The following is a 19614-nucleotide window of genomic DNA, read 5'->3' on the forward strand; positions in this document are numbered from 1 at the left end:
GAACAGGCGCCATGCATACGCACGGCCCCCGTCATCCTGCCACTTACTTGGTCAGGATAAAACCCTTCAGCTTCGAGAATGCCGTTTCCAGCAGATCTTTTTGCTGGGCGTAGTGCTTGTCATAGTAACCGACAGCAGGCGACGCCGAAGCAGGACGGCCGGCGTAAGCCAGACGCTGACCCGATTCCAGGCCTTCGAAGATGTTGTGCTGGATCTGGAACCAGGCGCCCTGGTTTTGCGGCTCGTCCTGCGCCCAGACGACTTCGACCAGGTTCGGGAACTTCTTCAGTTCAGCAGCGAACGACTTGTGCGGGAACGGATACAGCTGTTCCAGGCGCACGATGGCCGTGTCGGTCTGGCCGCGGGTCTTGCGTGCGTTGACCAGGTCGTAGTAGACCTTGCCCGAGCAGGCGACCACGCGCTTGACTTTCTTGGCGTCGATTTTGTCGTCGACTTCGCCGATGACGGTCTGGAAACCGCCTTTGGCCAGGTCGGTCAGCGGCGAACCGGCATCCTTGTTGCGCAACAGCGACTTCGGCGTCAGGATGACCAGCGGCTTGCGGAACTGGCGCACCATCTGGCGGCGCAGCAAATGGAAGATCTGCGAAGCCGTCGTCGGCTGCACCACTTGCATGTTGTTGTCTGCGCACAGCTGCAGGAAACGCTCTGGACGCGCGGACGAGTGCTCAGGACCCTGGCCTTCGTAACCGTGCGGCAGCATCATGACCAGGCCGGAAGCGCGGCCCCACTTCACTTCGCCGGAGCTGATGAATTGGTCGATGACCACTTGCGCGCCGTTGGCGAAGTCGCCGAACTGGGCTTCCCAGATCGTCAGCGTGTTCGGTTCAGCGGTCGAGTAGCCGTATTCGAAGGCCAGTACGGCTTCTTCGGACAGCACCGAGTCGATGACGGTGAACGGCGCCTGGTTGTCCGACACGTTTTGCAGCGGAATGTAGGTGCCTGCATCCCAACGCTCGCGGTTTTGGTCATGCAAGACGGCGTGGCGGTGCACGAAGGTGCCGCGGCCGGCGTCCTGGCCCGTCAGGCGGATGGCGTAGCCGGACGATACCAGCGAAGCGTAGGCCAGGTGTTCGCCCATGCCCCAGTCCAGGTTCATTTCGCCACGACCCATGGTGCCGCGGTCGCCCAGTACTTTTTCAACCAGCGAGTGGACCTTGAAGTCTTCCGGCACGGTGGTGATGCGGGTGGCCAGGCGTTTCAGTTCCGTCATCGGCACGGCGGTGTCGGCCGAATCGGTCCATTTCTTGTTCAGGAACGGCAGCCAGTCGACGGCGTACTTGTTCTTGAAGTTCGAGATGACCGGATCGACGGTATGCTTGCCGGCGTCCATGGCGTCGCGGAAAGCGGCCACCATCTTGTCGCCGCCATCGGCAGGGATCACGCCTTGCGCTACCAGCTTGTCCGCGTACAGCTTGCGGGTGCCTGGATGCTGGCCGATCTTCTTGTACATCAGCGGTTGCGTCAGTGCCGGCGTATCCTGCTCGTTGTGGCCCAGCTTGCGGTAGCAGATAATGTCGAGGACGATGTCCTTCTTGAATTCCATGCGGTAGTCGAGCGCGATCTGCGTCGCCAGCACCACGGCTTCCGGATCATCGGCGTTGATGTGCAGGACCGGTGCTTCGATCATCTTGACGACGTCCGAGCAGTACAGGGTCGAGCGGGCATCGCGCGGATCCGAGGTGGTGAAACCGATCTGGTTGTTGATCACGATATGCACCGTGCCGCCCGTATGGTAGCCACGGGTTTGCGCCAGATTCAGCGTTTCCATGACCACGCCCTGGCCGGCGAAAGCAGCATCGCCGTGCACCAGGATAGGCAGCACTTGCGCGCCCTGCGCGTCGCCGCGGCGATCCATGCGGGCCTTGACGGAACCTTCGACCACAGGGTTGACGATTTCCAGGTGCGACGGGTTGAACGCCAGCGACAGGTGAACCGGGCCGCCTGCGGTGGAGATGTCCGACGAGAAGCCTTGATGGTATTTCACGTCGCCAGCAGGCAGGTCGTCGCCATGCTTGCCTTCGAATTCTTCGAACAGTTCCTGCGGCGCCTTGCCCAGGGTGTTCACCAGCACGTTCAGGCGGCCGCGGTGGGCCATGCCGATCACGATTTCCTGCACGCCTTTTTCGCCGGCGCGCTGGATGGTTTCATCCATCGAGGCGATGAAGGTTTCGCCGCCTTCCAGGGAGAAGCGCTTCTGGCCCACGTAGCGGGTGTGCAGATAGCGTTCCAGGCCTTCAGCCGCGGTCAGGCGGTCGAGGATGTGGATTTTTTTCTCTGGGGTGAAATTCGGGGTGGAGCGGATCGCTTCCAGTTTCTCTTGCAGCCAGCGCTTTTCGGCCGGGTCGGAGATGTACATGAATTCGGCGCCGATCGAGCGCGTGTAGGTATCGCGCAGATAGTTCAGCAGATCGCGCAGGGTGGCGGTCTCGGGGCCAAAATAGGTATTGCTGATGTTGAACACGGTGTCCATGTCCGCGTCGGTGAAACCGTAGAAGCTCGGCTCGAGCTCAGGGATCATCGGACGTTCCTGGCGTTGCAGCGGATCCAGGTTGGCCCAGTGCGAACCGAGGTAGCGGTAAGCGGCGATCAGCTGCGTGGCGGCGACGCGCTTGCGGCCCATTTCAGCATCGAAGGAAGCGGTCACGGTGCGGATCGGACCAGCTTTTGCGCGCTCGGCGAACGAGGCGACGACGGAGGCATGCGCCACGTCAGGCTTGTTGGTGCCATCGACGGCAGGCACGTGCTGCATTGCGTCGAAGTAGGAACGCCAGTTATCGGGTACCGAGCCTGGGTTGTTCAGATACGCCTCGTACAGGTCTTCCACGTACGGAGCATTCCCACCGAACAGGTAGGAGTTGGTCGTTAATTGCTGCATATATTGCTCACCTTTCTTCGCGCTTCGCGAGGAATTAGCGGGTTAATCTAACCTTCCGCGACACGGCCTGACCGGTTAGCGGATTGCACATCAAGTTGTGGGGAAGGGCTTTTTTATTGCACCAGCATTCTGCATACCGTCATTTAGAATAGCACGCGGTATTGTAACGCAACAACCGCTAGTTGAATTTTATTTGGCAAGCAAATGTAAGCTGTGTTGTTGATTTTCCCGGGCTTGCAAGCCTGTCACTGTTGCGCTTACAGCACATCGGCAGCCCTGCCGGCGTGCCGCTTGCGTCCAACTGGTCTGCCCGGCAACGGCGCCGCCGCGATGGCCGCCAGCCAATCGGGATCGCCGGCAAACCACTCCACCAGGAAGTCGAGCATGGTGCGCAGCAAGGGCGACATGTGCTGTCGCGAGGTGTAGATGCCGTAGATGCCCATGTCCTGCGGCTGATACGCGGGCAGGAGCTCCACCAGCTGCCCGCTGGCGATCAGCGGCGCGGCCGAATAGCGCGGCTGCATGGCGATGCCCGCCCCCGCCACCGTGGCCACCAGCAGGACCAGCGACTCATTCGCCGACAGGCGGCCGCTGACGGGGACAGTGAGCGCTTCCCCGTCGTGCGTGAACTGCCACAGGCTCTTGCCGAAATACGTGTACGTCAGGCAGTTATGCAAGGCCAGGTCTTCCGCCCGGCGCGGCGTGCCGTGCGCCGCCAGGTACGATGGTGCGGCGCACACCACCGAAGCGCAGCTGGCCAGCTGGCGCGTAATCAGGTTCGGCTCGAGCGCGTTCGTGATGCGGATCGCCAGGTCGATGCGCTGCTCCACCAGATTGACGGCGCGGTTCTCCATCTGCAGGTCGACGGCGGCGCGCGGGTAGCGCCGCAGGTAAGCGGTCACTGCGCCGGCCAGCGCCGTCTGCGCCAGCGATTGCGAGCAGGTGATGCGCAGCAAGCCGTGCGGCGTGTCGAGGCCCTCGGGCGAGGTGACGGCCATGGCGCCGGCCACTTCCAGCATCTGCCGGCAGCGCGCCAGGGTGGCCTCGCCCGCATCCGTCAGGCTCAAACGGCGCGTGGTGCGATGCAGCAAGCGCGCCCCCGCCCACTGCTCCATCTCGGCCAAGTAGCGCGTCACCATGGCGCGCGACATGTCGAGCGCGTCGCTGGCGGCCACCATGCTGCCACGCTCGGCGATGGCGACAAATACTTGTGCGGCGGTGATGCGGTCCATGCGGGTACTCCCTTGATTCATCCGATTCATGCAACTAAGTATTGCAATCTACCCTATTTCCCGTGTCTGGTCGAAAGGATAATATGCAAGAGAGTATCTAATATTGAAAGAATAATATGCTTGCACGCGCCGCCCTCCCCTTTCACCCCTCCCGCACGCTGGAGACCTTCCAACTGGATGTGCTGAGCCGCGCACCGTCCACCTCGCTGCTGCTGAGCGGCGTGGCGGACGCCATCCTCGTCAATACCCAGTTCCTGCGCGACGATGCGGCGCAGTTAGCGCACACCATCGCCGCCAGCGGCAAGCGCCTGACCACCATCTATATCAGCGCGGCCGAACCGCAAGCCTATTTCGGCCTGGGCGTGCTGCAGCAAGCTTTTCCGCAAGCCCATATCCTCGCCAGCGGCGCCACGGTCGAGGCGATACGCCGCCAGGCCGGCGCCAGGGTCGCCCACTGGGGCGGCATCCTCAAGCACAATGCGCCACACCGCATCGTCCTGCCGCAACCCTATGACGGCGACAGCCTGCAGCTGGAGGGCCGGCAGGTCGCCCTGCGCCAGCTGGAAGCGGCCTTGAACTGAGGCTGGACCAGCGCGCTTACAAGGCGGCCAGGAAGCGTTCATACTCTTGCGCGCTGCGCGCCAGCCGCCCGGCATAACCCGCTTCCTTCGGCCCGTCTTCCGCACCATAGAAGGCAAAGAAGCGGCGGTTGTCGGCGCCGATATACGCCAGGGTGACATCGAACGGCGCCAGCAGCTGCGCCAGGGTGACGTTCCACTTGCCTTCCGGCGTGAAGTCTTCCTGGCGGATGCCTGCCGTGACGGCCAGCGCCACCTTGCGGCCCTTGAAGGCGTCGCCGCCCGTGCCGTAGGCCCAGCCATACGCCAGCACGTCATCGAGCCACCGCTTCAGCAAGGGCGGACAGTTAAACCAGTACACGGGGAACTGCAAGACCACATTGGCGTGCGCCTCCACCAGCGCCTGCTCCCGCGCCACATCGATATTTCCATCCGGATAAGCCCGGTGCACATCGTGGAGGGTGTAGCGCTCAGGATACTGCGCCAGCTCCTGCAGCCAGCGCTTGTTGGCGACCGATGTATCGATCGAGGGATGGAAGACGATAACGAGGGTTTTCTTCATGCTGCTTTCCTGAATATGGGATGAATGCACCGGACCCGCATGCACAGAAAAGCAGGCAAACCGGTACCCTGCCCCAAGGCGCGCAGCACATGGCCGCGCGCCTGCAGGGGCAAAAACAGCATAACCATAGCGAGTACTTTTCACAAGTACGCACATTGACTACCTATACAGCATAAAAGGTAAGTTACTTGACTCCAAAAATCCCCTTTACCAGGCGTACCCGGATCAGGCAGGCTGGTGCCGTTCACCCCACTCGCACAAAGTATGCAGCACGGGGATCAGCGAGGCGCCCTTGCTTGAGAGGGAATATTCCACCTTGGGCGGTACTTGCGGATATTCCTTGCGCACGATCAGCGCATCGGCTTCGAGTTCCTTCAGGACGACGCTGAGGGTCTTGAAGGCGATGCCGCCGAGATGCCGCTTGAGTTCGTTATGCCGCAGCACCGTGTTTTCCGCCAGCGCGTACAGGATCAGCATCTTGTACTTGCCGCCGATCAGCGACAAGGTATAGCCAAATGCCGTATCGGCCAGGGCCACGCCGCTGGGGGCGCATGTTTCGTCATTCATCGCGTTATGTTTTCTGTTGTAGCCAGGCCTGAGCATACCAGCCCGGCTTGCGGCCGGCGGTGCGGACAGGCATAAAAAAAGCGAGCCGCGAGGCTCGCTTTTGTGCGTCGGACCGCAAGGCCCGGCAAGAACAATACGCGGCAACTTAAGCGCGCTTGTCCAGTGGCAATACTTCGCGCGTGGTCGAACCGACGAACAGCTGGCGCGGACGGCCGATTTTCTGTTCCGGGTCGGCGATCATTTCGTTCCACTGGGCGATCCAGCCGATCGTACGGGCCATGGCGAAGATACCGGTGAACAGCGATACCGGGATGCCCAGTGCGGATTGCACGATGCCCGAGTAGAAGTCGACGTTCGGGTACAGTTTGCGCGAAACGAAGTATTCGTCGTTCAGTGCAATCTTTTCCAGTTCCATCGCCAGCTTGAACAGCGGGTCGTCTTGCAGACCCAGCTCTTGCAGCACTTCGTAGCAGGTTTCACGCATCAGCTTGGCGCGTGGATCGAAGTTCTTGTACACGCGGTGACCAAAGCCCATCAGCTTGACGCCGGAGTTCTTGTCCTTGACTTGCGCGATGAAGGCAGGGATGTTCTCGACGGTGCCGATTTCTTTCAGCATGTTCAGTGCCGCTTCGTTGGCGCCGCCGTGGGCAGGGCCCCACAGGCAGGCGATACCGGCAGCGATACAGGCGAACGGGTTGGCGCCCGACGAACCGGCCAGACGGACGGTCGAAGTCGATGCGTTTTGCTCGTGGTCCGCGTGCAGGATCAGGATGCGGTCCAGAGCGCGCACCAGCACGTCGTTGACCTTATACTCTTCGCACGGGTTGGCGAACATCATGTGCATGAAGTTGGCGCTGTACGACAGGTCGTTGCGTGGGTACACGAACGGCTGGCCGACCGAGTACTTGTAGGTCATGGCGACCAGGGTAGGCATCTTGGCGATCAGGCGGATGGCCGACACTTCGCGGTGACGCGGGTCGTTGATGTCCAGCGAGTCATGGTAGAACGATGCCAGCGCGCCGACGGTGCCCACCAGGACCGACATCGGATGCGCGTCGCGGCGGAAGCCACGGAAGAAGAATTGCATCTGTTCGTGCACCATCGTGTGCTTGGTGACGGTGTCGACGAACTTGGCTTTCTGCGCTGCGTTCGGCAGTTCGCCGTTCAGCAGCAGGTAGCACGATTCCATGAAGTCGGCGTTGACGGCCAACTGTTCGATCGGGTAACCACGGTACAGCAGCTCGCCTTTGTCGCCGTCGATGTAGGTGATCGACGAGTTGCAGGCGGCCGTCGACATAAAGCCTGGGTCGTAGGTGAACTTGCCGCTACCGGCGTACAGTTTGCGGATGTCGATGACGTCCGGGCCAACCGTGCCTTTGTAAATTGGAAATTCAAGCGATGGGCTGCCATCGGAGAACGACAGGGTAGCTTTTGTGTCAGAGATATTCATGGGCTCTTCCTTCTCGGGAGTGAGTCGAAATTAAAATCAAAAATTCTGGCTGCAATTCGCACCGCAATTCGGCAGTGCTACAGCGCGCCACTCGCACCGTTTGCAATATATCGCCCAGGCGTCTAGGCAATGCGCAGTCGTTGCAGCAGTGCGCGCACATGCGGCAGATCGACTTCGCCTTCCGGCTCTTTACGGGCCAGTACCAGATCCATTAACGCATTGTCCGATAAATCCAGCAAACGCGTCAGCGCGTCAACTTCTTCATCGGTCAATTCGGTTTCATACGCATCGAGAAAACGGGTCAGGATAATGTCGTTTTCCAGCAGGCCACGGCGTGAACGCCAGCGCAGGCGGGCGCGGTTGGCCGGGTCGGCCTGATGCGAGGACAAAATTGATTCTGTCATTTGGTTTACCACTTTACGTGTGCCTTGCGGCACGGTGCTGCTTTGCAGGCGCCGCCTGCAGGCAAGAGAGGATACCCTCTTCCCGCAAACGGCGCCCGGCGGACGCGATCAGGGTGATCAGATCGCGCGGCGGACCATCAATTCCTTGATCTTGCCGATCGCCTTGTTCGGGTTCAACCCTTTCGGGCAGACGTCGACGCAGTTCATGATCGAATGGCAGCGGAACAGGCGGTACGGGTCTTCCAAGTTGTCCAGACGCGCACCGGTGGCTTCGTCGCGCGAGTCGGCGATGAAGCGGTAGGCTTGCAGCAGGCCGGCCGGGCCGACGAATTTGTCCGGATTCCACCAGAACGACGGGCACGACGTGGAGCAGCATGCGCACAGGATGCACTCGTACAGGCCATCGAGTTCTTCGCGCTGTTCCGGCGACTGCAGGCGCTCTTTTTCAGGCGGGATCGAATCGTTGATCAGGAAAGGCTTGATCGAATCGTACTGCTTGAAGAATTGCGTCATGTCGACGATCAGGTCGCGGATGACTGGCAGACCTGGCAACGGACGCAGCACGATAGGCTCCGACAGTTCGTTCAGGTTGGTCGTGCATGCCAGGCCGTTCTTGCCGTTGATGTTCATCGCGTCCGAACCGCACACGCCTTCGCGGCACGAGCGGCGCAGGGCCAGCGAGTCATCGACGTCCGCCTTGATGCGCTGCAGTGCGTCGAGCAGCATCTTGTCGGTGTCTTTCAGTTCGACCGTCAGGTCTTGCATGTACGGCTTGGCATCCTGGTCAGGATCGTAGCGGTAGATTTTGAATTTGAGAGTGCGTGCCATGGTATAGCCTTAGAAAGTACGTGGTTTCGGTTTGAAGGTATCAACCGTCAGCGGCTTGGTCACGACTGGCTTGTATTCCAGTCGGTTGCCTTCCGAATACCACAGAGTGTGCTTCATCCAGTTGTCGTCGTCACGTTGCGGATGGTCGTCCTGGGCGTGGGCGCCGCGCGATTCCTTGCGGGCAGCTGCCGAAACGATGGTCGCTTTCGCCGTTTCGATCAGGTTGTCCAGCTCCAGCGCTTCCACGCGGGCCGTGTTGAAGACCATCGACTTATCCTTGAAGGAGACGTGCTTGCGGCGCTCGTCAAGCTTCATGATTTCTTCGACGCCCTTGTTCAGCATCTCGTCGGTACGGAACACGCCACAGTACTTCTGCATCGTTGCGCGGATGTCGTTCGCCACGCCCTGCACGGTTTCCGTGCCGGTCGAGTTTTCCAGGCGCGCCAGGCGGCCCATGGCAAAATCGGCTGCATCGGCTGGCAAAGGCTTGTTTTCCTTGGCTTTCAGGCCGCTGTTGACGATGTGGTTGCCGGCCGCGCGGCCGAAGACCACCAGGTCGAGCAGCGAGTTCGTGCCCAGGCGGTTGGCGCCGTGCACCGAGACGCAGGCGCATTCGCCGATCGCGTACAGGCCGTTGACAACCTTGGCCGAATTATCCGGACCGGTCGGGGTGACGACCTGGCCGTGGATGTTCGTCGGGATGCCGCCCATCTGGTAGTGAATCGTCGGCACGACAGGAATCGGCTCCTTGGTGGCGTCGACGTTGGCGAACTTGTGGCCGATTTCCAGGATCGACGGCAGGCGCTTGGCGATGGTGTCGGCGCCGATATGGCGCAGGTCCAGCATCACGTGGTCCTTGTTCGGACCGCAGCCGCGGCCTTCCTTGATTTCCTGGTCCATCGAACGCGAGACGAAGTCGCGCGGCGCCAGATCCTTCAGGGTCGGCGCATAGCGCTCCATGAAGCGTTCGCCTTCGCTATTGATCAGGATGCCGCCTTCGCCGCGCACGCCTTCGGTGATCAATACGCCCGCGCCGGCCACGCCGGTCGGGTGGAACTGCCAGAATTCCATGTCTTGCAGCGGCAGGCCGGCGCGTGCCGCCATGCCCATGCCATCGCCCGTGTTAATGAAGGCGTTGGTCGACGCGGCGAAGATGCGGCCTGCGCCGCCCGTTGCCATGACCGTCGTTTTTGCTTCCAGGATCATGCATTCGCCGGTTTCCATTTCCAGCGCGACAACACCGATCACGTCGCCTTCGGCGTCACGGATCAGGTCGAGCGCCATCCATTCGACGAAGAAGTGCGTACGGGCGCGCACGTTGCGCTGGTACAGGGTGTGCAACAGGGCGTGACCGGTACGGTCGGCTGCCGCGCAAGCGCGCTGCACCGGCTTTTCACCGAAGTGGGCCGTGTGGCCGCCGAATGGACGCTGGTAGATGGTGCCGTCAGGGTTGCGGTCGAATGGCATGCCGAAGTGTTCCAGCTCGTACACGACTTTCGGTGCTTCGCGGCACATGAATTCGATGGCATCCTGGTCGCCCAGATAGTCGCCACCCTTGACGGTGTCGAACATGTGCCAGAACCAGTTGTCTTCGGCCATGTTGCCGAGCGACGCGCCGATACCGCCCTGCGCCGCAACGGTGTGCGAGCGGGTCGGGAAAACTTTCGACAGAACTGCGACGTTCAGACCGGCTTCAGCCAGTTGCAACGACGCGCGCATGCCGGAACCGCCGGCGCCAACGATTACCGCATCAAAGCGGCGGGTAGGGATTGCAGATTTATATGCTGCCACGATTACACACTCCAGAGTATCTGTACCGTCCAGCCGGCACAAGCGATCAACCACAGCATGGTGGCAATTTGCAGGGTCAGACGGAGGCCAGCGCTTTTCACGTAGTCCATCCAGATGTCGCGTACGCCGACCCATGCGTGGTAGAACAGGGCGACGAAGGTCACCAGGCTGAACAATTTAAACCACTGCTGTGCGAACAGACCAGCCCAGCCTTCATAGCTGAAGTTGCTGCCGGTCAGGAAAGAAATAAGCAGGATGGCAACATAGGCCACCATGACGATGGCGGTAACGCGTTGCGCCAGCCAGTCGCGCAAGCCGTAATGGGCACCGACGACGAGGCGTTTCGGTCCGATATTATTGTCTGCCATGTTTAAAATACTCCAAACAGTTTCAAAGCGACCAAAGCCGTCAGCACCAGGCTCACGACCAGTACGGAGGACGCGGTCTTGCGTGCCGAATCTTTTTCGATGGCAACGTGCACGTCCATGAACAGGTGGCGGATGCCGGCGCAGAAGTGGTGCAGGAAGGCCCAGACCAGACCCAGGGTGATCAGCTTGACGAACCAGTGCGAGGCGATGCCCTGGAAGTAGGCATACGACATTTCGGAACGCAGGCTCAGTTCCAGCATGTACAGGATGCACGGCAGCAAGGCGAAAATGATGAAACCGCTGATGCGATGCAGGATCGAGACGATGGCGCCGACAGCCATGCGGTAGTTCGACAATTCGGTAACATGAATGTTACGGAATTGCGGCCGTTCTTTTTTTGGTACTTCTCTTACGGCTTCAGACATAACAAAAACCTCCCCTTTGAATTTCAACTAAATATTGAAGCCGCGATTTTCGCCGATTTTCGCAACCCATACCAATATCTATTGTTACATATAACCAAAATGGTTTTTTACTACAAAATACCGCGCTACTTTCCGTAGTTCACGTAATTTAATTACAGAATCGCTGGCAAAACACGGCCCGCCGGGGCGGGCCATGCTGTCGCTGCGCTTTCCGTTGTCTCCGTTGCCCGCCTTGCGGCAGGCATCTTGCAAGCGATGCACTTCAGCCTTGCTGCTTGTTCGGACGCCCGCGGGCGCCCCGCCGCTTCAGCTGAGTTCATTCTGATAATGATGACGACTGGTCAGGTACAAGCCCCGGCGCAGTTCGACCGGCTTGTCGCCGTAGGTAAACGACACGCGCTCGGAACTGAGCAAGGGCGTGCCGAGGTCGATATTTAACAATTGCGCGGCGCCCGCGTCGGCGCACACGGCGCGGATCTGTTCGGACGCGCGGATCATGCGCGTGCCGAATTCCGTCTCGAACAGGCCGTACATGGGACCCTTGTATTCCACCAGGCGCTCGGCCGTCAGGCCCTTGAAGATCAGGCCGGGCAGCCACAATTCCTCGACGATGGTCGGCACGCCGTCGAAATACTGCACGCGCTTGATGAAGATGACGGCGTCGCCGGACTTCAGGTCCATCAGGCGCGCCACGTCGGCCGGCGCGCGCACGCGCTTGACCTCAATAAACTTGCTTTCGGGATAGTGCGGCACGCCTTCGTCCGGCACCAGGCGCAGGAAGCGGAAATGCGCGCGCGCCTCATGGTGGGTGGAAACAAAAGTGCCCTTGCCCTGGCGGCGCATGACGAGATTCTCGGCGGCCAGCTCATCGATGGCCTTGCGCACCGTGCCCTGGCTGACCTTGAAACGGCCCGCCAGCTCGACTTCGCTGGGAATCAGTTCGCCCGGCTTCCATTCGCCCGATTGCAGGCTTTGCGTGATGAGCGCCTTGATCTGCTGGTACAGGGGACTGAAGGTGGGCGAGGCATTCGCGGCAGGCGCTGGCACGGCCGTGGCGGCAGTGGTATTGACGCTGGCAACAGGGGCGGCGGCGATGCTGGCCGCTGCGGCAACAGGCGTGGCCGGGGTGCCCGCGGTCGGACTGACCGCCCCGCTTGCAGCAGTGGCATTGTTGGTCAGATTGGACGAGGCGGAATTCATAGTCCGACATTTCAACACAAATCACTGCCCGCGTCCAGTAAAACACACGCAGTTATCTGTCTTATATAAGACATAAGATATGATTGACAGATAGAGATCGGAGGCCTAAACTGCCCTCGATAAAACTTGTGAGCCAGCGTTTTATGTTGTCGGCCAGCCACTCTGGCCTCGTGCAGCACAAGCGTGACGGCAGCGTACACCAGCAATTCGGTGGCGCGGGCCGGTTTTGGTATCATTATAGTTTTTCCGGATAAGCGTAAGCCCAGCTTCAAGCCCGTTTTCTTTCCCATTTTTGGAGATTCATCATGGCTAAAACCCCAATGCGTGTTGCAGTGACCGGCGCCGCCGGCCAGATCGGCTACGCCCTGTTGTTCCGCATCGCCAATGGCGACATGCTCGGCAAAGACCAGCCTGTCATCTTGCAACTGCTTGAAATCCCGGACGAAAAAGCCCAGAAGGCGCTCAAGGGCGTGATGATGGAAATCGACGACTGCGCGTTCCCGCTGCTGACGGAAATGACCGCCCACTCCGATCCGCTGACCGCCTTCAAGGATGTCGACGTGGCCGTACTGGTTGGCGCGCGTCCACGCGGCCCGGGCATGGAACGCAAGGACCTGCTGGAAGCGAACGCCCAGATCTTCACCGTGCAAGGCAAGGCGCTCGACGCCGTCGCTTCGCGCAACGTCAAAGTGCTGGTGGTCGGCAACCCTGCCAACACCAACGCCTACATCGCCATGAAATCGGCGCCGTCGCTGCCGGCGAAAAACTTCACCGCCATGCTGCGCCTGGACCACAACCGCGCGCTGTCGCAAGTCGCTGCCAAGACCGGCACCGCCGTGAAAGACATCGAGAAGCTGACCGTGTGGGGCAACCACTCGCCAACGATGTACGCCGACTACCGTTTCGCCACCGTGAACGGCAAGGCTGTGAAAGACCTGATCAACGACCAGGAATGGAACGCCAACACCTTCCTGCCAACCGTCGGCAAGCGCGGCGCGGCCATCATCGAAGCGCGCGGCCTGTCGTCGGCAGCGTCGGCAGCGAACGCCGCCATCGACCACATCCATGACTGGATGCTGGGCACCGCAGGCAAGTGGACCACCATGGGCGTTCCTTCGGATGGCTCGTATGGCATTCCTGAAGGCACCGTGTTCGGCTTCCCGGTCACCACCGACAACGGTGAGTACACCATCGTTCAAGGTCTTGAAATCGATGCATTCTCGCAAGAGCGCATCAACCTGACCCTGAAAGAGCTGACCGAAGAGCGCGAAGGCGTGAAACACCTGCTGGCCTAAGTCCAGTATTGGCGGCGCGGCCTGAGCGCCGCCCGCCAAGAAGGCCGCCCGCGAGATTCGCGGCGCGGCTGTTTTCTCAAGTAGTTTTTACCTGCAGAAATGCCTTAAGCATGCACCCTTCCGAGGTTTTATTCCAAGGCAAACGCCAGCCGCTGTTGCTCGCCGCTTGCGACCACTACGCCGGCTCTGAAAAGCTGATGCGTAAATCGATTGCTTTGCAACAAGAGCTTGGCCCCCTGTTCGACATCACGTTCGACTGCGAAGACGGCGCCAGCGCCGGCAATGAAGAATCCCACGCCCACATGATCGCCGGCCTGCTGGCCAGCGACGAGAACCAGTTCAACCGCATCGGCGTGCGCGTGCACGACGTCGACAGCCCGTTTTTCGCGCGCGACGTGGAAATCATCTGCGGCGCCGCCAGCCGCCTGGCCTATATCGCCGTACCCAAGGTGGGCGGCGTGCAGGATGCCATGCTGGCCATCGACCTGATCAACCTGCACGCGCGCCGCGCCGGCCGCGACAACCTGCCCGTGCATATCCTGATCGAGACGCATGGCGCGCTGCGCGACGCCTATGCCATCGCCGCCCTGCCCCAGGTCGAATGCCTGTCCTTCGGCATCATGGATTTCGTTTCGGCCCACTACGGCGCCATTCCCGCCGCCGCCATGCGCACGCCGGGCCAGTTCACGCATCCGCTGGTGGTGCGCGCCAAGCTCGAAGTGGCCGCCGCCTGCCACGCGCACGGCAAGGTGCCGTCGCATAACGTGACGACGGACGTGCGCGATTCGGCCGTGGTGGCCAACGATGCCCAGCGCGCGACAGCCGAGTTCGGCTACACGCGCATGTGGAGCATCCACCCGGACCAGATCAAGCCCATCATCAAGGCCTTCACGCCGCGCCTGTCCGAAGTCAACGAAGCCAGCAATATCCTCAATGAAGCGCTGCGCGCCAACTGGGGACCGATTGCGCAAAATGGCCGCTTGCACGACCGCGCCAGCTACCGATATTATTGGACCGTTTTGCAACGCGCCAAACTGGCAGGCCTCGGCCTGCCCGAGGCGGCCGCTGCATTACTCACCCCCCCCTCTTCCAGCACCACTGAAAACTGACAGGAATTACACGATGTCCCTCTCCAAATTAGCCATTGCCTGCAGCGTCGCGCTGGGCGCCATGACCCTCACGCTGGCGCCGGCCAGCTTCGCCGCCACGGATACCAAGGAGCCGGCAAAAGCCAAGGCCGTCAAGGCCAAGCCGAAAGCCAAGGCCACCAAGGCCAAAGCTGCCGCCAAGGAAGCGCATCCGCTCGCCATGTCGGTGGTCGACAAGGAAGAGTCCGATGAGCCGGACACCGCCGGTTCCGCTTCCACCGATTTCAATTGTGAACTTGGTAATAAAATTACCATCTACACCAATGCGACTGACGACAAACACATCGCCCTGCGCTGGAAGAAGCGCCTGCACCGCCTGAGCCGCGTGGGCACCACCACCGGCGCCAACCGCTTCGAGAACCGTTTATATGGTCTCGTCTGGATCGGCATCCCGGCCAAAGGCATGCTGCTCGATTCCAAGCAGGGCCGCCAGCTGGCCAATGAATGCAAGGATGCGGAGCAAGCCAAGCCAGCGGCAGTGGTGGAAGCCGCGCCATCGCTGGGCGTGCTGCCGGCAACCGGCGGCTGATGTGAGCAGCAAGGGCCTCTTCGGGGGCTCAGTCATGTTTTGTAATTTGAATAATCAATAAATAGACGATACCCAACAAGGAGAGGTCATGTCCCGCAACACTCTGAACACGCTCAAGGACTTTAATATTTCGGATAGCAAGAAGGGCAAGCTGTACTCCCTGCCTGCGCTGGAAAAAAGCCTGGGCATCAATGTCTCCCGCCTGCCAGTGTCGATTCGTATCGTGCTCGAATCGGTATTGCGCAACTGCGACGGCAAAAAAGTCACCGAAGAACACGTCAAGCAATTGGCGAGCTGGGGCCCGACCGCCGAGCGCACCGACGAGATCCCGTTCGTAGTGGCGCGCGTCGTGCTGCAAGACTTCACCGGCGTGCCGCTGCTGGCCGACCTGGCAGCGATGCGCAACGTGGCCGCCAAGATGGGCATCAACGCGAAGAAAATCGAACCGCTGGTGCCGGTTGACCTGGTAGTCGACCACTCGGTGACCATCGATCACTACCGCGAAAAGAAAGCGCTGGACCTGAACATGAAACTGGAATTCTCGCGCAACAACGAGCGCTACCAGTTCATGAAATGGGGCATGCAAGCCTTCGACACCTTCGGCGTCGTGCCACCAGGCTTCGGCATCGTCCACCAGGTCAATCTGGAATACCTGGCACGCGGCGTGCACCACGCAGGCAAGAAAGCCGGCGACGTGTACTACCCTGACACCCTGGTCGGCACCGACTCGCACACCACCATGATCAACGGCATCGGCGTGGTCGGCTGGGGCGTGGGCGGCATCGAGGCGGAAGCCGGCATGCTGGGCCAACCGGTCTACTTCCTGACGCCAGACGTCATCGGCGTCAACCTGTCGGGCGCGCTGCGCGAAGGCTGCACCGCCACCGACCTGGTACTGACCATCACCGAACTGCTGCGCAAAGAGAAAGTCGTCGGCAAGTTCGTCGAATTCTTCGGCGAAGGCACGGAATCGCTGACCCTGACCGACCGCGCGACGATCGCCAACATGGCCCCGGAATACGGCGCGACCATGGGCTTCTTCCCTGTCGACGAAGCCACCATCGATTACTTCAAGGGCACCGGCCGCAGCAAGGCTGAAATCGCCGCGTTCGAAGGCTACTTCAAGGCGCAAAACCTGTTCGGCGTGCCAAAAGCCGGCGACATCGACTACACCCGCGTGGTGGAACTGAACCTGGCGTCGGTCGCTCCGTCGCTGGCCGGCCCGAAACGCCCGCAAGACCGTATCGAAATCGGCAACGTCAAGGCGAACTTCGCCGAGCTGTTCGCCAAGCCAACGACGGAAAACGGCTTCAACAAGAACCCGGCCGACCTGGCTGCCGTGTACGAAACGACGAACGGCGTGAAAGTGTCGAACGGCGACGTGCTGATCGCCGCGATCACCTCGTGCACCAACACCTCGAACCCGAGCGTGATGCTGGCTGCCGGCCTGCTGGCCAAGAAAGCCGTGGAAGCCGGCCTGAAAGTCGCTCCGCACATCAAGACCTCGCTGGCCCCTGGCTCGCGCGTCGTGACCGAGTACCTGACGGCCGCCGGCCTGCTGCCATACCTGGAAAAACTGGGCTTCGGCGTGACCGCCTACGGCTGCACCACCTGTATCGGCAATGCGGGCGACCTGACGCCTGAGCTGAACGCCGCCATCGCCACGCACGACATCGTCGCGTCGGCCGTGCTGTCGGGCAACCGTAACTTCGAAGCGCGTATTCACCCGAACATCCGCTCGAACTTCCTCGCTTCGCCACCGCTGGTCGTCGCTTACGCCATCGCCGGCAACATGACGCGCGACCTGATGACGGAACCGGTCGGCAAGGGCAAGGGCGGCAAGGACATCTACCTGGGCGACATCTGGCCGACCTCGGCTGAAGTCTCGGCCATGATGAAGTTCGCCATGAACGCCAAAGTGTTCAAGGACAACTACGCGGACGTCAAGGGCGCGCCAGGCAAGCTGTGGGAGAAAGTCACCACCGTGTCCGGTCAAGTCTACAACTGGCCGAAATCGACCTACATCGCGGAACCACCGTTCTTCGACAACTTCTCGATGACGCCAGCGGCAGTGGCCACCGGCATCGAAGGCGCGCGCGCACTGGGCGTGTTCGGCGATTCCATCACCACCGACCACATCTCGCCAGCCGGCTCGATCCAGGAAAACGGTCCTGCAGGCAAGTGGCTGAAGGAAAACGGCGTCCTGAAAGCGGACTTCAACTCCTACGGCTCGCGTCGCGGCAACCATGAAATCATGATGCGCGGTACGTTCGCCAACGTGCGCATCAAGAACCGCATGATCCCTGCGAAAGCGGACGGTTCGGCAGTCGAAGGCGGCATCACGATCCACCAGCCTTCCGGCGAAGAAATGTCGATCTACGACGCAGCGATGAAATATGTTGCTGAAGGCACGCCAACCATGGTCTTCGGCGGCGAAGAGTACGGCACGGGCTCGTCGCGCGACTGGGCAGCCAAGGGCACCCAACTGCTGGGCGTGAAAGCCGTGATCACCCGTTCGTTCGAGCGTATTCACCGCTCGAACCTGGTGGGCATGGGCGTGCTGCCGCTGCAATTCATCGGCGACGACAGCGTGCAAACGCTGGGCATCACCGGCAAGGAAACCTTCGACCTGAAAGGCCTCGAAGGCGAAATCAAGCCACAGCAACTGGCTACCCTGGTGATCCACCGCGCCGACGGCTCCAACCAGGAAGTCAAAGTCCTGCTGCGCATCGATACGCCGATCGAAGTCGACTACTACAAGCATGGCGGTATCCTGCCATTCGTGTTGCGTCAACTGCTGGCCGAGTAATCAGCCCAGCTGTGAGGTAAGATAAAAGCGCCGGTTCCGACCGGCGCTTTTTTTCGTCCCGGCACCCCGTTTTTCCTTGAAATTCAGACTATTGGCATGATCTAAGGACAGCTTACGTATTGCGTGCGGCTGAATCCTCTACAATACGGTTATAAGGGTTTATCATTGTTTGACTGATCCATTTTTTTCACTTTCCGAGACTCTTATCCCGCTATGCGTCGTCCTTCCAAAGATTCATCCCATAAACTGACTGCCGACAGCCAGCGCCTGGTCACCTTTGCCCAGGCGATCGTACAGGCAGCCAGCCGTCTCGAAGAGCGGTCCTGGGAACACAGCCTGGATACGCAGCTCCAGAAATTACTCAAAACCGGCCACCAGGACACCATCGACAACACCCTGGGCAGCCTGTTCAAGGAAGACTTGAACGCCTACGACGTGCTGATGGACTGCGTTGAAGCCGTCAGCGAATCGACCGTCGTCACGCATGAAGACGTGCGCTACGACGCCCTGCTGGTGGCCGTGCCCATCCTCGCGTGGACGCGCTTTTCCATCGCCTCCGGCCCCATGGCCGGCGACGCGCACGGTGTATTGTCCGCACATTTCGCCGCCCACCTGCTGGCCGATGTCACGAAGATGGCCATGGCGCCGACCCTGTATTCGATCGATCAGTTGCCGCGCAGCCACGTCGAAACCTATGCCAAGACGCAGAAGCTGGCACTGGCCGCCCTGAAAGGCACGGCCGTCAAGCCATCAGGCAAAGAGGCGGAAACGGCGCCCTTCCTGGCCGATACGCGCTACCTGCTGGTGGCCGTGGTGGCCCCAAGCGGCGCCCCCCTGTTCCGCTGGCAGACGCCGGCCAGCCAGCCCGACTTCATCAAGGAACGCAGCGCCGCCCTGGAACAATGGCGCGCGCAGGCGACGCCGACGATTGCCCGCCTGCTGCCGGGCTGCGGCCTGGAACTGCTGCTGCCGGAAGCGTACTACGTGGCCTGCCGCGAAGCGGACAAGCTGATACGTCCCGTCTCCGTGCGCGCCGCCGTGCACTACCTGACGCACACGCTGGCCATCGAGCCATCGGAACTGCGCGCCGTCATCGCCGGTTTCGGCGAGGAAGCGGCCGATGGCCAGGTGGACGAGTACCGCATCGCCTTCACCCTGCGCCAGACGCCGGACGTCATCTACGGCATCGTCTGGCCTTTGTACGGCCAGGAAGACGAAGATGGCACGCCGATCGAAGGCCTGATCCAAGTCGGCATCGCCGCGCTGGACAAGCAAAAGACGCCCGTCGATGAAATTATCGAACATCTGAACGCCGCCGGCGTGACGCAGATCAAACGCCACGCGGAACGTTTTGTTGGCGAATACTGCGACGATTGCGGCGCGCCCCTGTTTGCCGACCCTGTGGGCGAGCTGGCGCATGCGGAAATGCCGGAAGATACGCCGCAAGGTACCGAGCATTTCCATTGATTTGATGACACGCTCTTCAAACCTACTGCGCAGCCCGCTCTCGGGTCGGCGTTACTCGCGGTACT

The 19614-nt window shown here is 60.8% G+C and carries 17 protein-coding genes; 6 read left to right on the forward strand and 11 right to left on the reverse strand.

Going from position 1 to position 19614, the window contains the following annotated elements:
* Positions 1-43: 43 nt before the first annotated feature.
* Both O3298_RS01900 and O3298_RS01905 read right to left on the reverse strand, forming a co-directional pair.
* On the reverse strand, positions 44-2896 hold the full coding sequence (locus O3298_RS01900; RefSeq protein ID WP_034789088.1) for a 2-oxoglutarate dehydrogenase E1 component: 2853 nt from the start codon (positions 2894-2896) through the stop codon (positions 44-46).
* A 257-nt stretch (positions 2897-3153) separates the two neighbouring features.
* Entirely contained in the window at positions 3154-4128 is a 975-nt protein-coding gene (locus tag O3298_RS01905; protein ID WP_305058391.1) for a LysR family transcriptional regulator, read from the reverse strand.
* A 116-nt stretch (positions 4129-4244) separates the two neighbouring features.
* Here O3298_RS01905 and O3298_RS01910 point away from each other — a divergent pair, with 116 nt between their 5' ends.
* Positions 4245-4709, forward strand: coding sequence for a hypothetical protein (locus tag O3298_RS01910; protein WP_305058392.1), 465 nt, complete (start codon positions 4245-4247; stop codon positions 4707-4709).
* Positions 4710-4725: 16 nt separating this feature from the next.
* Here the strand turns inward: O3298_RS01910 and O3298_RS01915 are convergent, their stop codons facing one another.
* The 9 genes from O3298_RS01915 to O3298_RS01955 form a co-directional block, all read right to left on the reverse strand.
* On the reverse strand, positions 4726-5268 hold the full coding sequence (locus O3298_RS01915; RefSeq protein WP_305058393.1) for an NAD(P)H-dependent oxidoreductase: 543 nt from the start codon (positions 5266-5268) through the stop codon (positions 4726-4728).
* 225 nt (positions 5269-5493) lie between these two features.
* Positions 5494-5835 carry a helix-turn-helix domain-containing protein gene (locus O3298_RS01920; protein ID WP_305058394.1) on the reverse strand — a complete coding sequence of 114 codons (342 nt, stop codon included), beginning with the start codon at positions 5833-5835 and terminating at the stop codon, positions 5494-5496.
* Positions 5836-5980: 145 nt separating this feature from the next.
* Positions 5981-7285 carry a citrate synthase gene (gene gltA, locus O3298_RS01925; protein WP_099667070.1) on the reverse strand — a complete coding sequence of 435 codons (1305 nt, stop codon included), beginning with the start codon at positions 7283-7285 and terminating at the stop codon, positions 5981-5983.
* A 122-nt stretch (positions 7286-7407) separates the two neighbouring features.
* Positions 7408-7689 (reverse strand): succinate dehydrogenase assembly factor 2, encoded by a 282-nt coding sequence (locus O3298_RS01930; protein WP_034752073.1) that lies wholly within the window; start codon positions 7687-7689, stop codon positions 7408-7410.
* A 117-nt stretch (positions 7690-7806) separates the two neighbouring features.
* Positions 7807-8517 carry a succinate dehydrogenase iron-sulfur subunit gene (locus tag O3298_RS01935; RefSeq protein ID WP_034752075.1) on the reverse strand — a complete coding sequence of 237 codons (711 nt, stop codon included), beginning with the start codon at positions 8515-8517 and terminating at the stop codon, positions 7807-7809.
* A 9-nt stretch (positions 8518-8526) separates the two neighbouring features.
* The gene (gene sdhA / locus O3298_RS01940) at positions 8527-10308 is read right to left on the reverse strand and encodes a succinate dehydrogenase flavoprotein subunit (RefSeq protein ID WP_099667069.1); all 1782 of its coding nucleotides are present in this window, start codon (positions 10306-10308) and stop codon (positions 8527-8529) included.
* A gap of 2 nt (positions 10309-10310) precedes the next feature.
* Positions 10311-10676 carry a succinate dehydrogenase, hydrophobic membrane anchor protein gene (gene sdhD, locus O3298_RS01945; RefSeq protein WP_034752078.1) on the reverse strand — a complete coding sequence of 122 codons (366 nt, stop codon included), beginning with the start codon at positions 10674-10676 and terminating at the stop codon, positions 10311-10313.
* Positions 10677-10678: 2 nt separating this feature from the next.
* The gene (gene sdhC / locus O3298_RS01950) at positions 10679-11101 is read right to left on the reverse strand and encodes a succinate dehydrogenase, cytochrome b556 subunit (RefSeq protein WP_034752080.1); all 423 of its coding nucleotides are present in this window, start codon (positions 11099-11101) and stop codon (positions 10679-10681) included.
* Positions 11102-11407: 306 nt separating this feature from the next.
* Positions 11408-12301, reverse strand: coding sequence for a GntR family transcriptional regulator (locus O3298_RS01955; protein ID WP_289910949.1), 894 nt, complete (start codon positions 12299-12301; stop codon positions 11408-11410).
* A 305-nt stretch (positions 12302-12606) separates the two neighbouring features.
* Between O3298_RS01955 and O3298_RS01960 the strand changes: the two genes are divergently transcribed.
* The 5 genes from O3298_RS01960 (at position 12607) to O3298_RS01980 (ending at position 19549) form a co-directional block, all read left to right on the forward strand.
* Positions 12607-13596 carry a malate dehydrogenase gene (locus tag O3298_RS01960; protein ID WP_034789110.1) on the forward strand — a complete coding sequence of 330 codons (990 nt, stop codon included), beginning with the start codon at positions 12607-12609 and terminating at the stop codon, positions 13594-13596.
* A 110-nt stretch (positions 13597-13706) separates the two neighbouring features.
* The gene (locus tag O3298_RS01965; RefSeq protein WP_305058395.1) at positions 13707-14705 is read left to right on the forward strand and encodes a CoA ester lyase; all 999 of its coding nucleotides are present in this window, start codon (positions 13707-13709) and stop codon (positions 14703-14705) included.
* Between the two features lie 13 nt (positions 14706-14718).
* Positions 14719-15273, forward strand: a complete 555-nt coding sequence (locus tag O3298_RS01970) for a hypothetical protein (protein WP_099667066.1) — start codon at positions 14719-14721, stop codon at positions 15271-15273.
* An 88-nt stretch (positions 15274-15361) separates the two neighbouring features.
* Complete coding sequence (acnA, locus tag O3298_RS01975; RefSeq protein ID WP_305058396.1) at positions 15362-18082, forward strand: aconitate hydratase AcnA; 2721 nt, start codon at positions 15362-15364, stop codon at positions 18080-18082.
* A gap of 213 nt (positions 18083-18295) precedes the next feature.
* Positions 18296-19549, forward strand: a complete 1254-nt coding sequence (locus O3298_RS01980; RefSeq protein ID WP_305058397.1) for a DUF2863 family protein — start codon at positions 18296-18298, stop codon at positions 19547-19549.
* Positions 19550-19614: the final 65 nt, after the last annotated feature.

This window comes from Janthinobacterium sp. SUN137 (genome assembly GCF_030587265.1).
GTDB lineage: Bacteria > Pseudomonadota > Gammaproteobacteria > Burkholderiales > Burkholderiaceae_D > Janthinobacterium > Janthinobacterium kumbetense.